At 57.4% G+C, this 16,121-nt stretch carries 16 protein-coding genes; 3 read left to right on the forward strand and 13 right to left on the reverse strand.

Translation table 11 applies throughout. The annotated features are described in order from the left end of the window. Nucleotides 1-24: 24 nt before the first annotated feature. A complete protein-coding gene (gene kdpA / locus BN32_RS15415; protein WP_019199462.1) occupies nucleotides 25-1,728 on the reverse strand; it encodes a potassium-transporting ATPase subunit KdpA in 1,704 nt (567 codons plus the stop codon). A 67-nt stretch (nucleotides 1,729-1,795) separates the two neighbouring features. Further along, nucleotides 1,796-1,885 carry a K(+)-transporting ATPase subunit F gene (locus BN32_RS15420; protein ID WP_019199461.1) on the reverse strand — a complete coding sequence of 30 codons (90 nt, stop codon included), beginning with the start codon at nucleotides 1,883-1,885 and terminating at the stop codon, nucleotides 1,796-1,798. Nucleotides 1,886-2,488: 603 nt separating this feature from the next. On the opposite strand from BN32_RS15420, the gene BN32_RS15425 reads away from it, so the two are divergent. Further along, the gene (locus BN32_RS15425; protein WP_019199459.1) at nucleotides 2,489-2,956 is read left to right on the forward strand and encodes a hypothetical protein; all 468 of its coding nucleotides are present in this window, start codon (nucleotides 2,489-2,491) and stop codon (nucleotides 2,954-2,956) included. A gap of 492 nt (nucleotides 2,957-3,448) precedes the next feature. On the opposite strand, the gene BN32_RS15430 is transcribed toward BN32_RS15425, so the two are convergent. From BN32_RS15430 to BN32_RS15450, 6 genes are all read right to left on the reverse strand, one after another. Further along, the gene (locus BN32_RS15430) at nucleotides 3,449-4,090 is read right to left on the reverse strand and encodes an NrsF family protein (RefSeq protein ID WP_019199458.1); all 642 of its coding nucleotides are present in this window, start codon (nucleotides 4,088-4,090) and stop codon (nucleotides 3,449-3,451) included. Further along, entirely contained in the window at nucleotides 4,087-4,644 is a 558-nt protein-coding gene (locus BN32_RS15435) for a sigma-70 family RNA polymerase sigma factor (RefSeq protein ID WP_019199457.1), read from the reverse strand. Before BN32_RS15435 ends, BN32_RS15430 begins: the two co-directional genes overlap by 4 nt. A 253-nt stretch (nucleotides 4,645-4,897) precedes the next feature. Continuing rightward, nucleotides 4,898-5,026, reverse strand: a complete 129-nt coding sequence (locus BN32_RS28075; RefSeq protein WP_019199456.1) for a hypothetical protein — start codon at nucleotides 5,024-5,026, stop codon at nucleotides 4,898-4,900. Nucleotides 5,027-5,033: 7 nt separating this feature from the next. After that, nucleotides 5,034-8,231: an efflux RND transporter permease subunit gene (locus BN32_RS15440; protein ID WP_019199455.1), complete on the reverse strand. Its 3,198-nt coding sequence runs from the start codon at nucleotides 8,229-8,231 to the stop codon at nucleotides 5,034-5,036. Continuing rightward, entirely contained in the window at nucleotides 8,228-9,631 is a 1,404-nt protein-coding gene (locus BN32_RS15445) for an efflux RND transporter periplasmic adaptor subunit (RefSeq protein WP_019199454.1), read from the reverse strand. Before BN32_RS15445 ends, BN32_RS15440 begins: the two co-directional genes overlap by 4 nt. Further along, nucleotides 9,628-10,035, reverse strand: a complete 408-nt coding sequence (locus BN32_RS15450) for a FixH family protein (RefSeq protein ID WP_019199453.1) — start codon at nucleotides 10,033-10,035, stop codon at nucleotides 9,628-9,630. The genes BN32_RS15445 and BN32_RS15450 overlap by 4 nt, the downstream gene beginning before the upstream one ends. A gap of 313 nt (nucleotides 10,036-10,348) precedes the next feature. On the opposite strand from BN32_RS15450, the gene BN32_RS26860 reads away from it, so the two are divergent. Next, complete coding sequence (locus tag BN32_RS26860; protein ID WP_156449402.1) at nucleotides 10,349-10,594, forward strand: hypothetical protein; 246 nt, start codon at nucleotides 10,349-10,351, stop codon at nucleotides 10,592-10,594. A 10-nt stretch (nucleotides 10,595-10,604) separates the two neighbouring features. Here the strand turns inward: BN32_RS26860 and BN32_RS15460 are convergent, their stop codons facing one another. The 5 genes from BN32_RS15460 to BN32_RS15480 form a co-directional block, all read right to left on the reverse strand. Next, nucleotides 10,605-11,063 carry a DUF411 domain-containing protein gene (locus BN32_RS15460; protein WP_040426582.1) on the reverse strand — a complete coding sequence of 153 codons (459 nt, stop codon included), beginning with the start codon at nucleotides 11,061-11,063 and terminating at the stop codon, nucleotides 10,605-10,607. Nucleotides 11,064-11,128: 65 nt separating this feature from the next. Then, nucleotides 11,129-12,295: an OpgC domain-containing protein gene (locus BN32_RS15465; protein ID WP_019199449.1), complete on the reverse strand. Its 1,167-nt coding sequence runs from the start codon at nucleotides 12,293-12,295 to the stop codon at nucleotides 11,129-11,131. A 92-nt stretch (nucleotides 12,296-12,387) separates the two neighbouring features. Next, nucleotides 12,388-14,316, reverse strand: a complete 1,929-nt coding sequence (locus tag BN32_RS15470) for a DUF4396 domain-containing protein (RefSeq protein ID WP_019199448.1) — start codon at nucleotides 14,314-14,316, stop codon at nucleotides 12,388-12,390. 214 nt (nucleotides 14,317-14,530) lie between these two features. Next, nucleotides 14,531-14,830 (reverse strand): copper-binding protein, encoded by a 300-nt coding sequence (locus BN32_RS15475; RefSeq protein ID WP_019199447.1) that lies wholly within the window; start codon nucleotides 14,828-14,830, stop codon nucleotides 14,531-14,533. A gap of 61 nt (nucleotides 14,831-14,891) precedes the next feature. Further along, the gene (locus BN32_RS15480) at nucleotides 14,892-15,383 is read right to left on the reverse strand and encodes a cupredoxin domain-containing protein (RefSeq protein WP_040426779.1); all 492 of its coding nucleotides are present in this window, start codon (nucleotides 15,381-15,383) and stop codon (nucleotides 14,892-14,894) included. A 332-nt stretch (nucleotides 15,384-15,715) separates the two neighbouring features. Here BN32_RS15480 and BN32_RS26865 point away from each other — a divergent pair, with 332 nt between their 5' ends. Further along, nucleotides 15,716-16,057: a hypothetical protein gene (locus BN32_RS26865; RefSeq protein ID WP_019199445.1), complete on the forward strand. Its 342-nt coding sequence runs from the start codon at nucleotides 15,716-15,718 to the stop codon at nucleotides 16,055-16,057. Nucleotides 16,058-16,121 lie beyond the last annotated feature (64 nt).

The raw sequence follows: 16,121 nt of genomic DNA on the forward strand, positions 1-16,121 counted from the left end.
GATTGTCACTCCAAAAGGGATCGATCAGAACAGGGTGTTCGCAGTCATCGCGAGATGCTCGACGACTGGTCCGAGCGCGAGCGCCGGGAAGAACGTGAGACCGCCGACGATGAGGATCACACCCACAACGAGGCCGACGAACAGACCGCCCGTCGTCGGGAGCGACCCGGCTGACGGCGGGATCGACTTCTTCTGTGCGAGCGCTCCGGCAAGGGCCATGGCGGGCACAATCATGAAGAAGCGGCCGACCAGCATCGAACACGCCAACGTTAGGTTGTAGAACAGCGTGTTACCGGTGAGGCCGCCAAACGCCGAACCGTTGTTGCCGGTCGCGGACGTGTAGGCGTAGAGCACCTCGGTAAAGCCGTGCGGTCCCGCGTTGGCTATCGAAGCGACAGCCGACGGCAGAACGACAGCGACAGAGGTCCAGCCCAGATACATCAGCGGCAGGATCAGGATGGCGAGCATCGCCATCTTGACCTCCCGTGCCTCGATCTTCTTGCCGACATACTCTGGCGTGCGGCCGACCATCAGACCGGCCACGAAGATCGCCAGCACGACGAACAGCAGCATGCCGTACAGGCCCGCACCGACGCCGCCGATGATCAGTTCGCCGAGTTGCATGTTGATCAACGGGATCATGCCGCCGAGCGCGGTGAACGAATCATGCATGGCATTGACCGCGCCGCAGGAGGCAGCGGTGGTCACGACGGCGAACAGCGCCGATGCAACGATGCCGAAACGCACTTCCTTGCCTTCCATGTTGCCGCCGGTCAGACCGAGCGTATGCATGATCGAGGTGCCCGAGGCTTCTGCCCAATAGGTGACCATGACGCCGGCGACGAAGAGCACTCCCATCACGGCAAGAATGGCCCAGCCCTGGCGCTGGTTGCCGACCATGCGTCCGAACACATTGGTGAGCGCCGCACCGATCACGAAAATCGAGAGCATCTGCACGAAGTTCGACAGCGCGGTCGGATTCTCGAACGGATGCGCGGCATTGACGTTGAAGAAGCCGCCGCCGTTGGTGCCCAGCATCTTGATCGCAACTTGCGATGCGACCGGACCAACCGCGATGGTTTGTTTGGCGCCCTCAAGCGTGGTCGCATCGACATAGGCGCCGAGAGTCTGCGGCATACCCTGCGATACAAGAAACAGGGAATAGATGACGCAGATCGGCAGCAGCACGTACAGGGTGGTGCGGGTGACATCGACCCAGAAATTTCCAACGGTGCGCGCGGACGAGCGGGCGAAGCCGCGGATCAGCGCCACCGCGATCGCGATTCCCGTCGCACCCGACAGGAAGTTCTGGTGGGTCAGACCAAGCATCTGGGTCAAATACGACAACGTGCTTTCGCCGCCGTAGTTCTGCCAGTTGGTGTTGGTGATGAAGCTGACGGCTGTATTGAACGACAGATCCGGCGCAACGGCAGACTGCTCCATCGCATTGAAGGGCAGAACGGCCTGAAAGCGCATCAACGCGTAGAGAATCACCAAGCCGCCGAAGTGAAAGAGCAGCATCGCGACCGTGTAGGTCAGCCAATGCTGCTCGCGCTTTTCGTCGACGCCGCCGATCCGGTAGAGCCCCGCCTCGACCGGACGCAGGATTGGCGAAAGAAACGTGCGCTCGCCATTGAAGACGCGCGTCATGTAGCCGCCGAGCGGCTTAACCAGCGCGACGATGATCGCGCAGAACAGCAGAATTTGAATCCAGCCAATGACTGTCATGGTCGTGTGCTTTCGTGATTTGCGCCTGATCCCTCGGAGATCTGCGCACGCTTTAAAATGCCGGCGTCTAGAACCGTTCAGGCTGCAGCAGCGCGTAGGTCAGGTAAAATAGCAGCCCTGCGGAGACGATGCCGGCGAGTGCGTAATCGAAAATCATGGCCGTTCTCCCTCAGAGCCTGTCGCAAGCGTAGGCATAACCCACCGCCAAAACGAAGAAGCCAAATCCGAGGGCCAGCATGATGACGTCCAGCATGGAATGCTCCTTGCAACACGGTCTCGGCACGCTGCTATTGCGTACCAATGTTTTCTGCGCCGCCTGATTCATTTCGATGGCGCGAAGAACCGCTGTGGTTTCTGCAAGGATGGAATGGCATCTGCCACATAGGTTTTCGAGGCAGGAGCAAACGCAACGTTATAGGAATCTCATAAAGATCGAGTGCGGGATGTCGCGACAGCTCCCGTTTAATCCCCGCCAAGTCATTGCCAACAAAGGATCTTCACTCACGCCCATCGCCGTCCTTTGGTGGCGGGCAAATAGCCCGTATCGGCGTACACGGTCACGCGCCGATGGCCCACCGTGCAGTGATTGTGGTTATCCGAATCACAAAGTCAGATTTTCAGCGCTTGCTTACGAGGTGCTCGCAGATACTTATGAGATCACTATACTTTCGGCGCTGCTCCCCTCTCGAATTCAAATGGCGCTTTGCCCACCTTGCACACGTGATCGCTCATGCGCGGTCACGTGTAAAAGGAGCAAGCCATGTTATTTCGTTCTGACAACGCCGAACGGCTGGCTCGGATCGCGGATAGCCTGGTTGTCGCCGACACTGCGACAGTCGGCTTGATTTCCGCGATAGCCGTTGCGGCCTGTGATCGTCGCGATGGTGCGGGACAGATCTCCACTCAGATCCGCAAGCTGACGGAAGCCGGTGCATGGACCGATGCATCCCTCGCGTTGATCGCCAACAAATTGCCTAGATGGAAGCTTCGCCATCTCGCCTACGACGAAGGGGAATGGCACTGCACCCTTTCTCCTCAGCGCGACCTGCCGGATTGGCTCGACGAGCCGGTCGAGACCACCCACTCGAACTTGCCGCTGGCATTGCTCAAGGCATTCGTCGAGGTGAAGCGGCGCGACGGCGAAACCGCGGAAGATACACGCTCGCCCACCGCACCACGTATCCGTCCCGAATACCGCGACCTGCTCTGCTGCGACAACTTCGCGTAAGCCTTTCCGAATCGCGCAGGCCCACGAGATGGATCGAGTCGGGGAAACGAGACGAAACAGCGTCGGCTGTCAGGGCAACTTGGGGAGACTCAAACGCCGCAGGTCCGCCTCATTGGAGAGATTTCGGGCCACCGTGATAGCGGGGAATATTTCTACCCTCGTTAGCCATCGGCACGCCCCGGAAACGTGACGTCATTCTGCTGGATGCGAATGCACTCAGCGGTTCGCGCTGTGCGGTGCCGGTTCCACCACGTACGGCTGGCCTCGCTTCATTTGGCCAATAGCTCTTGTCCGTGATCGTCGAGCCCCCGTGGGCCGTTGCGGCTATTGCCACCAACGGCAATGAGAGCGCGATTTTAAGAAGGTGTTTCGTTAACATTGTCAGGCTCCATTCTTAGAAGGGCGTGATGTGCGCCTCTAAGAATGAGTTCGGAGCCAATCGTCTGCCGGTTACAGGCTCACGTTGACGTGAAGCTTCCTGCCAGCGGTCCTTTACCAGCGCAACAGGCGCGGTCCCAGTGCTGCGCCTGCTAACGTGCACAGCGCAATCGTTCCGCCGTACCAGACCGCAACGAACGGTAATGAATCGTCGGTGCAATGGAGCGCATAAGCCATCGCGCTTACGCCGCCAGAAATGAGGCCGGCGATGGCACCCGTGCGGGCTAGGTCCGTTGGGGCAGCTCTTCGCACGGCCAAAATGGTAATGGCAAATGGCACGACCGCGATGATCGGAATAGAGAGAAGGCATTCAAGCCATTGATCTCCGACTATCATTGCATCCCAATGCGAGCGCGGCGCGAATCCGAGGCTAATTGCAGCAAGCAACGCAATCACACCGAATGGCATTGCAATCACAATCGAGGGGGTTCTTTGCTCCCCGCCAGGGCGCGCGAGCCTTGTGAGATAGATCAGCGCTAGCCCGACGACTACAATTGTGAACACAAGCTTGAGCAACAGGAACGTGAAGGCACGGGACGTCATGAGATCCGGCCGGATGCCCAGCCCGATCACCGTGATGCCGAGCGCAAACACTGACGCGGCTGCAACGGCAACGCCAACCGTCCGAGCGACCAATCGACGATCAACCGGCTCGACGCTCGTACTCAGCATGGCAACTAGGTCGTCTGTCTTCATGTTCCAGTTTCCCGGGCAATCAAGGCGGCGAGCGCCTTGAGCCCACGATGAATGTTCACCTTTACAGCCGATTCCGAGATACCGCATCGGTCTGCCGCTTCAGCTATGCTCTGTCCGTCCAGTTTTACAGCCTCGATGGCGCATCGCATATTTTTCGGCAGTCGCGCCAAGAGCCGTCTGACGTCATATGTACTCTCGGCACCGACATTGTCGTCATGCGCCATGACGTGATCGGCCCCATCGATCGGCACATCGGCAAGCGACGTACGGGTCCGGCGTAGGAAATCGATCAACTTGTAGCGCGCGATGGCATGCACCCACGGTGTCAAAGGCTCAGCAGGATCGTAGGTATGCCGCTTGAAGTGGATCGCCACTACGGCCTCCTGAACCAGGTCTTCTGCCTCTGCTGCGCCCCTCCCAATTCTCACAAGTTTGCCCTTATAATATGCACGCAGACGGCGGCTCAAACCTTCAAGCAGCGCGCGATGCGAGGCCGCGTCGCCATCCAGGCTCGCAAGCATCAGTGCTTTCAGTTCGATTTCATGGGTAGTCATACTGACTTATCTCTAGGAGTTCGCTGGTCCAGCCGGTTTGGTTACAGTCGGCAGCGCCCTGGATCGTCGAAAATTATTCGCCTTACTATGCCGTTGTGGATCGCCGAGTTGCTTTTCGGTTCCACAGACCGGCGAGACTTGGCCTGTTATGTCCGATCAGCTTCCAGCGAGTGACATGGTGCACAGACCCTGGAAATCGCGCTCGGCAGAAATGCGATTGTCGCAAGCGTCGCTATCATGAGCTTGCTCATTGCTAACCTCCCTCATTGCCGGAGCGCAGATGTTTGATGAGGGCCGCTGCCGATACGATCAAAAGAATGACGACCAACAACCAGAGAAGCCCCATGCCCCACATCATTCCAGGCATCATGTCGCTCATCATGCCGACCTCACTTGGCTGGTTCCGAAACTAGTCGCGAGTTGTCCCTGATCGACTCGATGGCCGGCGAAGGGGGATGACCGTTCCCACGATCGTTGACTGGCAGACGGAAGCCTTTGATCAATCCATAGATCGCCGGGATGACGATCAGCGTCAGCAGCGTCGAAGAGATCATGCCGCCGATCATCGGCACAGCGATGCGCTGCATGATCTCCGAGCCGGCACCGGTGCTCCACATGATCGGCAGCAGTCCCGCCATGATAGCCACGACAGTCATCATCTTCGGACGTACGCGTTCCACTGCGCCTTCCATGATCGCGTCGTAGAGATCATCGCGCGTCAGCCTGCGGCCTTGGACGTCGCATTTGGTCTCGATCTCCGCCAACGCGTGATTCAGGTAGATCAGCATCACAACGCCGGTTTCGGCCGCCACACCGGCCAGCGCGATAAAGCCGACCACGACAGCCACCGATAGATTGAAGCCAAGCCACCACATCAGCCAGATGCCACCGATCAACGCAAACGGCAGCGACAGCATGACGATCATCGTGTCTGTCACCGTGCGGAAGTTGAGGTACAGCAGCAAAAAAATAATCAGCAGCGTCACCGGCACCACGACCTTCAGACGCGCCGTCGCACGTTCGAGATATTCATACTGGCCACTCCAAACCACATAGTATCCTGCCGGAAACCGAATGCTGGCCTGCACCGCCTGCTGCGCATCAGCAACATAGCCGCCGAGATCGCGGTCGCGGATGTCGACGTAGATATAGGTGGCCAACTGTCCGTTCTCGGTGCGGATCGATGTCGGCCCACGCGCCGGTTCGACCTTAGCGACTTCCCCAAGCGGCACCGCGCCTCCGGCCGGCATCGGAACCAAGACCTCATTGGCGATGGCCTGTGGATTCTCGCGCAGGTCCCGAGGGTAGCGCATGTTGACGCTGAAGCGCTGGCGACCTTCAACGGTGGTGGTCACCGTCTGGCCCCCGAGGGCGGTCGCAATCACATCCTGAACGTCCTGGACCATGATGCCGTAGCGCGCCAACGCCTCGCGGTCTGGCGTCACATCGAGATAGTATCCGCCGATGCCTCGCTCGGCGTAAGCCGATGATGTCCCGGGCACGGCTTTCAGCACCTGCTCGATCTGCTTCGCCAGTTTATCCATCGCGACTAAATCAGTCCCGATGACCTTGACTCCGATCGGCGTCCGGATTCCGGTCGACAACATGTCGATGCGCGCCTTGATCGGCATGGTCCAGGCATTTGAGACGCCAGGAAATTGAAGGGACTTGTCCATTTCTGCGATCAGACCATCAATCGTCACGCCCGGCCGCCATTGTTCCTTGGGCTTCAGATTGACAACCGTCTCGATCATCTCTGACGGGGCCGGATCTGTTGCAGTTGTTGCACGGCCGGCCTTGCCGTAGACAGACGCCACCTCCGGAAACGACCGGATAATCCTGTCCTGCATCTGCAACAATTCACCCGCCTTGGTCACCGAAATGCCCGGTAGCGTGGTGGGCATGTAGAGCAGCGTACCTTCGTTGAGGTTCGGCATGAATTCGGTGCCAAGCTGACGCGCTGGCCAGATCGTCACCGCAAGCACAGCGAGCGACAGCAAGATGACAACGATCTTGGCGCGCATCACGGCCTTGATCACCGGCCGATAAATCCAGATCAGGAAGCGGTTGATCGGGTTCTTGTGCTCTGGAACGATTTTGCCGCGCACAAAGATGATCATCAGCGCCGGAACCAATGTCACCGACAGCAAGGCAGCAGCGGCCATCGCAAACGTCTTGGTAAAGGCCAACGGACTGAATAGCCGGCCCTCCTGCGATTCCAGCGTGAAGATCGGCATGAACGACACGGTGATGATGAGCAGGCTGAAGAACAGCGCCGGCCCGACTTCGGACGCCGCCTTGATCAGGATGTCAACTCTTGATCGTCCGGGTTCGGCCCGCTCCAGATGCTTGTGTGCATTCTCGATCATAACGATCGCCGCATCGACCATGGCGCCGATCGCAATCGCGATGCCGCCCAGACTCATGATGTTGGACCCCAGTCCAAGCAGCTTCATCGCACCGAACGCCATCAGCACGCCAACCGGCAGCATCAGGATTGCGACCAGCGCACTGCGGACATGCAGCAGGAAGATAATGCAAACCAACGCCACAACCACGCTCTCTTCAAGCAACGTGTACTTGAGTGTGGCGATGGCAGCATTGATCAAATTAGACCGGTCATAGACCGGGACGATCTCGACAGATTTCGGCAGGCTGCTCGCGATCTCTTTGAAGCGTTTCTTGACGTTATCGATGACGTCGAGCGCATTGACGCCAAACCGTTGCAGCACGATGCCGCTTGCGACCTCTCCCTCGCCGTTGAGCTCGGTAATGCCGCGCCGCTCGTCCGGACCAAGTTCGACACGGGCGACATCGCGCAACAATACCGGCGTGCCGTTGTTGGTCTTCAGCACGATGTTGCCGAGGTCGTTGATCCCCTTCAGATAGCCTTTACCGCGGATGACGTACTCGAACTCCGAGAGTTCGACGGTGCGGCCGCCGACGTCGGCGTTGCTGGCGCGGATCGCGTCGCGCATCTTCTGCATGGTGATGCCGAGATCGCGCATGCGCTGTGGATCAAGGATGACGTTGTACTGCTTAACAAAGCCACCGACGCTCGCGACTTCAGCCACGCCTTCGGCCTTTGCCAACGCGAATTTCAGATTCCAGTCCTGGATCGTACGCGTGTCGGCAAGGTTCAACTCCTTCGACACCACCGCGTATTGATAGACCCATCCCACGCCCGTGGCGTCGGGACCGATCGTCGGGTTCACACCGGTCGGCAATCGCGAGGCCGCGCCGTTGAGGAATTCGAGCACCCTTGAGCGCGCCCAATAAATATCGGTGCCGTCCTCGAAGATGACATAGACGAATGAAACCCCGAAGAACGAAAACCCGCGTACGACCTTGGATCGAGGCACGGTCAGCATCGCAGTGGTCAGCGGATAAGTAACCTGATCCTCGATTACCTGCGGTGCCTGGCCGGGATACTCGGTGTATACAATCACCTGCGTATCCGAGAGGTCGGGAATCGCATCGAGCGGCAGATGGACCAAGGCGTAAATGCCTGCAGCAGCGGCAAAGCCGGTGCCGAACAGGACCAGCAGCAGGTTGCGAGCCGACCAGCTAATGATGCGGGCGATCATTGCTGGCCTCCCGCGTCCGAGAATCCTTTGAGAGCAGCCTTCAGATTGCTTTCCGCATCGATCAGGAAGTTGGCTGAGACGACGACCGGCTCCCCCTCCGCGAGGCCCTGTCGGATTTCAACATAACCATCGCCGCGATGGCCTAGTTTCACCTCGCGCGGCTCAAACCGCCCTTGTCCTTTCTCGACGAATACCGCCTGACGGCTGCCAGTATCGAGAACGGCACTCTCGGGCACAGCAAGCACAGGCTGCGAGCTGCCAGTATCGATATTCGCATCGACATACATGTCGGGAAGCAGAGCGCCATCCGGATTGGACAACTCGATCCGAACCCGGGTAGTTCGTGTTTCCCGATTCACCTGCGGATAGATGACACTGATCTTCCCAGCGAATTCGCGCCCCGGAAAGCTGCGCGCCTTTACGGTTACCGGCATTCCAACAGAAATCGTGCCGAGACTGCGCTCCGCGACATCGACCATCGCCCACACCACGGACGTGTCTGCAATCCGGAACAGCACATCCCCCGGCTGTGCGCGCATACCCTCGATGGCATTGCGCTCGAGCACAATGCCGTCGCGCGGCGCCGACCAATCGATGGTGATGGGAACAGTACCGCTCTTTTCCATGGCTGCAATGGCCGTGTCGGGGACGTCGAGGTTCATCAGCCGCTGCCGCGAGCCGCGACCATACACGGCAACGCCGCTCGTCCCTTTCGACGTGATGGTAGCGATGTATTCGGCAGCCGCGGATGCCATGGATGGACTGTAAATCTCCATCAGCGGCTGGCCTTTGTTGACTTTACTGCCAGTGGTGACGTTCGCGACTTTCTGCACCCAGCTTTCCGCTCGCATCGAAATGACGGAGATGCGGCGCTCGTCGAGCTGAATCGTACCCGGCGCACGAATGAGGGTTCGAATGACGCGCGATGTTGCGGGTTCGGAGCTGACGCCTGTACGCTGGATCTTCCCTGGCGAAACCTTCACCGACCCGTCGTCGCTGTCCTCGCCCTCATACACCGGGATGTAATCCATCCCCATCGAATCCTTTTTCGGCGCCGGCGACGTATCCGGCAGTCCCATCGGGTTGCGGTAATATTTGATCTTGCTCTTCGCGGTTGTCACCGATGCGCTTTCGCTCGCTGGCGTTTCGTCGAAACTGACATCAGCTCCGGCTGGCACGGCTTTGTAATCACGACCGTCCGGCGTCTTTCTGGGCGTCAGCGAATACGCCGGCTTGCCGTCTGGATCCTGAAAATAGATCGGCGCTGAATTTCCTTCCGCCGCTGCGGGAGCAACCAAAGCGATGGTACCCGCCGGCGGACGATGCACAACGACGACGTATCCAATGCCTGCCATCGCGATGACCGAGGCGGCAGCGCTTGCGAGAACGGCGCGGGTCATTTTTGCGCCGTGATGACGAGCTTGTTCTCGACGGTACCAACTTCGCCCTGAACCTTGGCGCCGAGCGAAAGCTGCCAGCGGCCCGCCATGCCGAACGTCGCCTTGAATTTGTAACTACCAGGCTCGGCGCCCGGCACAGGCGCGATCTTGGTTGCCATCTCCTGCATGCCGTCCGGAGCCATGTCGAGGCGGGTCGCGAAGATAACGGCGTCAGGCCCCGGCTTGCCGGTCTTCGTGTTCATCAGTCGGACGGTAATAACCTTGTCGGGCCCGGCCTGAACGGTCTGGTCGACCAGCTCGAACCTGTAGTCTTTGATGTCAGCCAGAGCGGCCGTGCTCGCGCTACCGATTGCGGCAGCGATCAGCGCAGCCTGGAAGGCCTGCGCGAAACTAAATGTCTTCATGTCTTTAGTCCTCGATTGTCCTGGATCTGCCGCAAGGGCAGCATGCGTCATCCGCGCGAACTTGCGTCCGCGCGGCAGCAATCGGCGCCAAAGCGCCGATCAGACCAGGTTTCGAGGTGGGTGATCCGGAGGAGAACCGTCGAGGCCATCGGCGATCCGATCGTCGAAAGCCGTGAGCGAACGATGAGACGGCAGACGTGCCAGAATTCCGGTTGCAACAGGAGGTTGCGCCTGTGCAACGCCCAACGCGCACATCGCGCGAAGCGGACAATCCTGGCAATCGTTGCTCTTTTGCGTCTCCGGACAACAAGGCATGTCGGCGGACATTGCCGACATCTCGCTCATCTCGGCAGCCGACAACAGCTTCGCCGCCGCGGGCGTGACCAGCGGTGAAGCAACAAGCCCGGCTATCGCAAAAATTGCGAGCAAACGGCTGATGAACCGAGAACAATTCATAGCCCAACATCCCATAGGATCATGGACTTGGGAAGGCAGATCGCATTACAAATCCGCCATAAACGGCCAACGATCAGGTCACAGTTACCTGCGAGATGGTTAAAAGATCAGCCTCAACCTGCGATATCGCCGCCGATGAACCGCATGTACGTTCGCCGGCTGGAGGCGTCAAAGAGAATGACGTCGTAGGAATCGGCCCGTCCGCCCTCCATCCCCGGTGATCCCGACGGCATTCCGGGAACCGCCAATCCGCCCGCGTTCAGACGTTCCTTCAATAGTCGCCGCACGGCCGCTGCTGGGACATGACCTTCAATGACATATCCATCCGCCTCGGCCGTATGACACGCTGCGAGGTCAGCGGGTACACGGAGACGCTTCCGGACAGCTTGGATATCTGCCGTTTCCTCGATCGTGACGGTGAAACCAGCCACCTTGAGATGGCGCGCCCAATCCGCGCAGCAACCGCAATTTGGATCCCTATGAACCAGAACAACAGTTTCCCCAGCGGGGAAAGCCAGTAGCGCGGCTGTTAGTCCTAAAACGCTTCTGCGAGTCAAGCCTGAGTTTTCCATGTCGTGGGGTCCCTACTCCGTTGACAATCGAACTACTCCACACATCTCTTCCTTCGAACGAACCTCTAAGTGACCGATGTCGAAACGGATTCTTCACTGGATTTGGACGTCGCAGGTTGCTTGTCCAGATCCTTGGACCATGATCGGTAGTAGGCGACGGCCGTCATGAGCGCGATTCCAGACACACTCACGATGATCTGGGCGAGAAGTGAGTCGGAGACCAGTTCAAGAAGGAAATGACCGACGAAGGAGAGAAACACTCCGACGCAAAACACTTCCAACGAACGCTGACCACAGATGATCAGCGGACGAAGCCAACGCGACGTCAACCCGGGACAATCGAAGGGGAAGAACCGAACGACCACCACGGCCAAGGCGACGAAATGCAGAATCCGGTATGGCGCGAGATTTGTCTTGTCGTTAGGATTGAATGCGCCAAACAGACCCTCAGGGATTATTTTTCCAAGCGGCGCGACATAACCTGCAACTGTCATAAGCAGCGCAAACCCCAGATAAACGAAACAGATCGATATGATCGCGGGCGACCGAATGAGCCACTGTAGCCGCGACGCTCCTCCGAGCGAGCTCCATGCTCCAAGTATAAAGAGGAATTGCCAAGTGAACGGGTTGAAATACCAAACACCCGATGGATAGGCGGGAAGATTCCACCCAAATTGGCGGGCCGCGAAATAAAGAACGAGTGAGCTGGCGATTGCGAAGTCTGGCCGCCGAAGCATCAACCACAACACCAACGGAAATGCTGCCATCAGAACGATATAGAGCGGAAGAACGTCAAGATTCAGAGGTTTGAATTTGAGCAGCAGGCCTTGCTTTAAGGTCAGCATTGGATGGTCGATCAACCCTGCAACGTTGAATTCATCAACAAGATGAGAATGATTGTAGGTTTCCGCGACCCAGCCGATTGCCGCGATATAGAAAACGAACAGCAGCACGTGCGCGACATATAGTTGCCAAACACGTTTTAATAATCGAGCAGTGCCTGCAACGAAACCTTGGACGAGCATGCTCTTGGCGTAGACAAACGCGGCCGTATAGCCGGAAATGAAAACGAAGATATCCGCTGCATCGCTGAACCCATAATTTCTGGTTGTGAGCCACGCGACCGCGTTGTTCGGGACGTGATCGAGAAAGATTGCCCAGTTCGCAAGGCCGCGAAAAAGATCGAGACGGAGGTCCCGCCCTTTGGCAGGAAGGATAGCGCGAATTTTCATGAAAATTCTTGGCATCGCAGGCATTGGTCAATGATACTTTCCATGTCCTCGATCATGTACTAGGCTCAAGTTCTTCTTGGTCTTTTCCTGCCTCATTGCACATTGAGAACCAACGTCAATCCGCCGGCCCCTTTTCGTTCAACGTTGTTGTTCGTGGTGTGATGCGGAATATGGCAATGGACAAGCCATTTCCCTGGTCTGCGAGCAGTCCAGATGACGTCGTAGCGCTGTCCCGGACCAACATTCACGGTATCGGCAAGAAATCGCTGATTTTCCTCCAGCGTCTCTCCATCGCGTGCCACCACCTGAAATGGGCCGCCATGAACGTGCATGGGGTGAACAAAGTTGTTGTTGGTGCCGATGAAGCGAATCTTGATGGTTTGCCCAACCTTCATGGAGACAGTGTCTGTCTCTGGATACGACTTCCCATTGATTGTGAAATAATTCGGAAGGCCGCCCTCCATAAGCATTGCGGGATACGTCAACCACTCGCGCTTCAACCATTCCTGGAGCTGGATGGTGTATTCGAGATCAGCTTTTACGTCGGCGGCGCTGTCCTTCGGCGCAACCAGCAACGCGCCGTAAAGACCTAGGCCTTGTTGACGATCGGGGTGGTCGTGGCTGTGATAAAAGTAAGTTCCGCTTTGGTCTACGGTGAACTCGTATGTGTATTGACCGCCCGGCGCCACAGGCGGCTGGGTTATCTCGGCTGGGCCATCCATATCGTTTGGTACGATTAGACCGTGCCAGTGCACAGTCGTGGATTCCGGAAGGCTGTTGCGGAAATTGATCCGAGCGTGATCGCCTTCGGTCAATTGAAGGCGGGGGCCCGGCACCTGGCGATTGTAGGCGTAGGCCTCTACGGAGACATCCGGAAGAATATTCCAGCGTATGATCGAAGCTTCGATATCGAAGACCTTGATCCCATTTTCGATGCGCGGCTTAAGAACGTTGTCCCCTCGGGCATCAGCAGGCGCCTTATAGACGACTTGCCGGGGATTGACCGCCGCCATCTCTTTCATTGCTGCACCGGGCGTGTCGAACGTCATAATCATGCCCGGCGGCATAATAGCGCCGCCGACGTCGCGTACGCTCAGACCCAGATTGACCTTGAAACCTGGAAGCACCATTCCGGAAATCAGGAGGAATGTCGTCACGCCAGCGAGCGCGGCCAACTGCGGGGTCGTCGCGTCGCTCGTCATTTGATGGCCGCCGCGAGACTTGTAGCCGTTGGCGGAGGTCAGTTTCTGCTTGTGGTCGCTGTATCCATTCATTTGATGCATTTCCGCATCCGACATTCCACTCATGTCAGACTTCATTCCGGACATCGAGCCGTTCTCGGCGGCTTTCCTATCCGAGCGTTCGGTCATCAAGCCGTGCTTGATCTTCTTCTTCACCATCCAAACGTTGAATGGATAAGCGGCAACAAAGCCAACCATCACGCCGAGCGACATGACGCCCCAGAAGATCAATTCGAGCGGGTCCATGGCCCGCATGTCACGCCCCATCATCAGCAAGCTCATCGTCGGCGCCATGCCTGCCATCATGGCGTTCATGCTGATGAATTCTGGCATGAAGCTCTTACGCACGTTCTCCCAATAGGAGCCACCCATCATTTTCTTCATAAACAACGATTGGAAGATGAAGAGACCGAACGAAAAGCCCGCGACATACTCAACGATCAGGTCGACCCACATCGGCAGACCGAGCAGCGCGGTTACAGTTGCGGCGAGGATAATCCCGGTTGCATCGCCGGCGACGCAATGGATTGTGCTTCCGATGCCCTGCTTCCAAAGCGGGGACGTGAACTGTTCATGCTCTCCGAGCCGCGGCTCCTTATCAACAAGTACGTACAGGAGAAGACCGAACGGGCCCATGTAAAGGGTCACAAGGATGAAGCCCCATTTCATCACAGTTGGCTCGGGGTTGTTCTGGAATTGATCGACCGCGACATAAATTGTCGATGCTACTGCAATCACAAACCACGCGATTAGAAAATAGTCATAGGGAAGTGCAATCATGGAGCGCCGCCTCGTGCAATCGGACAATAAGATCCCTTATCCCGCAACCGGAGAAGTCGAAAATCCGGCAGGTATTCGTGACGATATTGCGATATCTCAGAGCCCGCCTGTAGAGCAAAAATAACTGCTCGCTCTACAGGGATTGGCACCAGACAGCCGTTTGGTGGCACGATCGCATTCGACAATTTGAATCGATCGCAACCGGCCCGGTCTCTTACTTGGATTTTTGAAGAGTAGTCACGGTGAGCTGACCATTGACCCGGTCGGCATCGAACTTCACCTTATCACCGACCTTGACGGTCTTCAGTACCGCAGTATCCTGGACCCGGAACACCATCGTCATTCCTTCGTCCATATCGAGCTTCTTGATGGGGCCATGCTTCAGAGTGATTTTACCGGCAGACTCATCTATTTTCACGACAGAACCTTCAACAGGCGCCGTTTGAGCCGCCGCATTGAAACTCATCAATCCGATCGAGAGAACGGCGGCGACCGCCAGAAGTTGTTTACGCATGTGTCTTCCTTTCAGCTAATTAACCTTCGGAATGAAGGCTCTACGCTCCCCAGCGTTTCAATCACTTGACAATCACTGTGCCGAACATGCCTGCCTCGTGGTGGCCAGGAATCAAACACGCAAATTCGAACTGACCTGGCTTGCTGAACTTCCAGACAAGTTCGCCGCCCTTCCTCGGGGCGATCCGTTTGGCGTTCGGATCATCGTGCTCCATATCGGGATTCTTCTTCATCGCCTCGGCATGTTTGAGGTTGTCCTCGACGCTCGCCAACACGAACTCATGTTCGAGTTCGCCATTGTTCTTGAGGACGAACTTGATCTGTTCGTTGGTGCGAACCTCGATACGGTCGGGGATGAACAGCATCTTTCCGTCCGATTCCCGCATCACGACCTGCACGATTCGCGCGGGCTTTTTTGAATCACCAGGTTCACCTGCCGAGTAGCTCGCGTCGTGACCATGGCTATGACCTAGCTTACCCACGCCTGCATTGGCAGAAATCGCCGCAGCGCCTATCAGTGCCAATGCTGCAAGCGTGACGGCGGTGAATGCCATCACCTTAGGAACGCTGAATTTCCTTTGAAAGATTCCAATCACGACCAAATGAACCGCGGCGGACTTCGACCCAAATTGTGAAGGCATGATATTTTCCTGAACTGCCGATGAACCATAGGCACGCATGCCCTCACCGGGCGCGGCGCCACGTCATTCAAGTCAGATCAGGAAATGGGGGGACGATAATGTCGAGGGGGAGCTCTGTCGGCAACGTCCCGATAGCTCTCGGACGCACAGACAGATGTCGGCATCAAGGGTTTGACAATGTCGAAAACCGTGGTCGGCAATGCGCTTAAGCACACCATCCCGCAACATTGCGCACCCGGGGCCTTATGATGATCCTTTGCCGTGGCAGGCGTTTCGCTGGCGACCGATATTGCTCTGTCGAGATTCTCCGATTTGTTGAAAAGGGTCTCGCCGCCTTGATGGTGATGTACCTGGCCATCCCCATGGACGTGCCGCGAAGCGCTCTCGCCATATTCATGCATGTGAACGATGCCAAGACCGTGATTTTCGTCGGTAAGACATGGCGCCGTCTGCGCCCCATCGGAAAACGCAAAGGACATGCCTGGCGCAAGCACGCAAAGCAAATAGACCAAGGCGACAAACCAGCCGGCCCTCAATCGCTTCGCTCTGGTCAACCGTACGAGCATCCCGATCTTCAATTCCGATAAGCGTGCCGCAGGATCTGGAACTTAGGGGGAAACCGTTTCGCCGCCAAGTGCAAACATGCCTCGT

This window comes from Afipia birgiae 34632 (genome assembly GCF_000308295.2).
GTDB lineage: Bacteria > Pseudomonadota > Alphaproteobacteria > Rhizobiales > Xanthobacteraceae > Afipia > Afipia birgiae.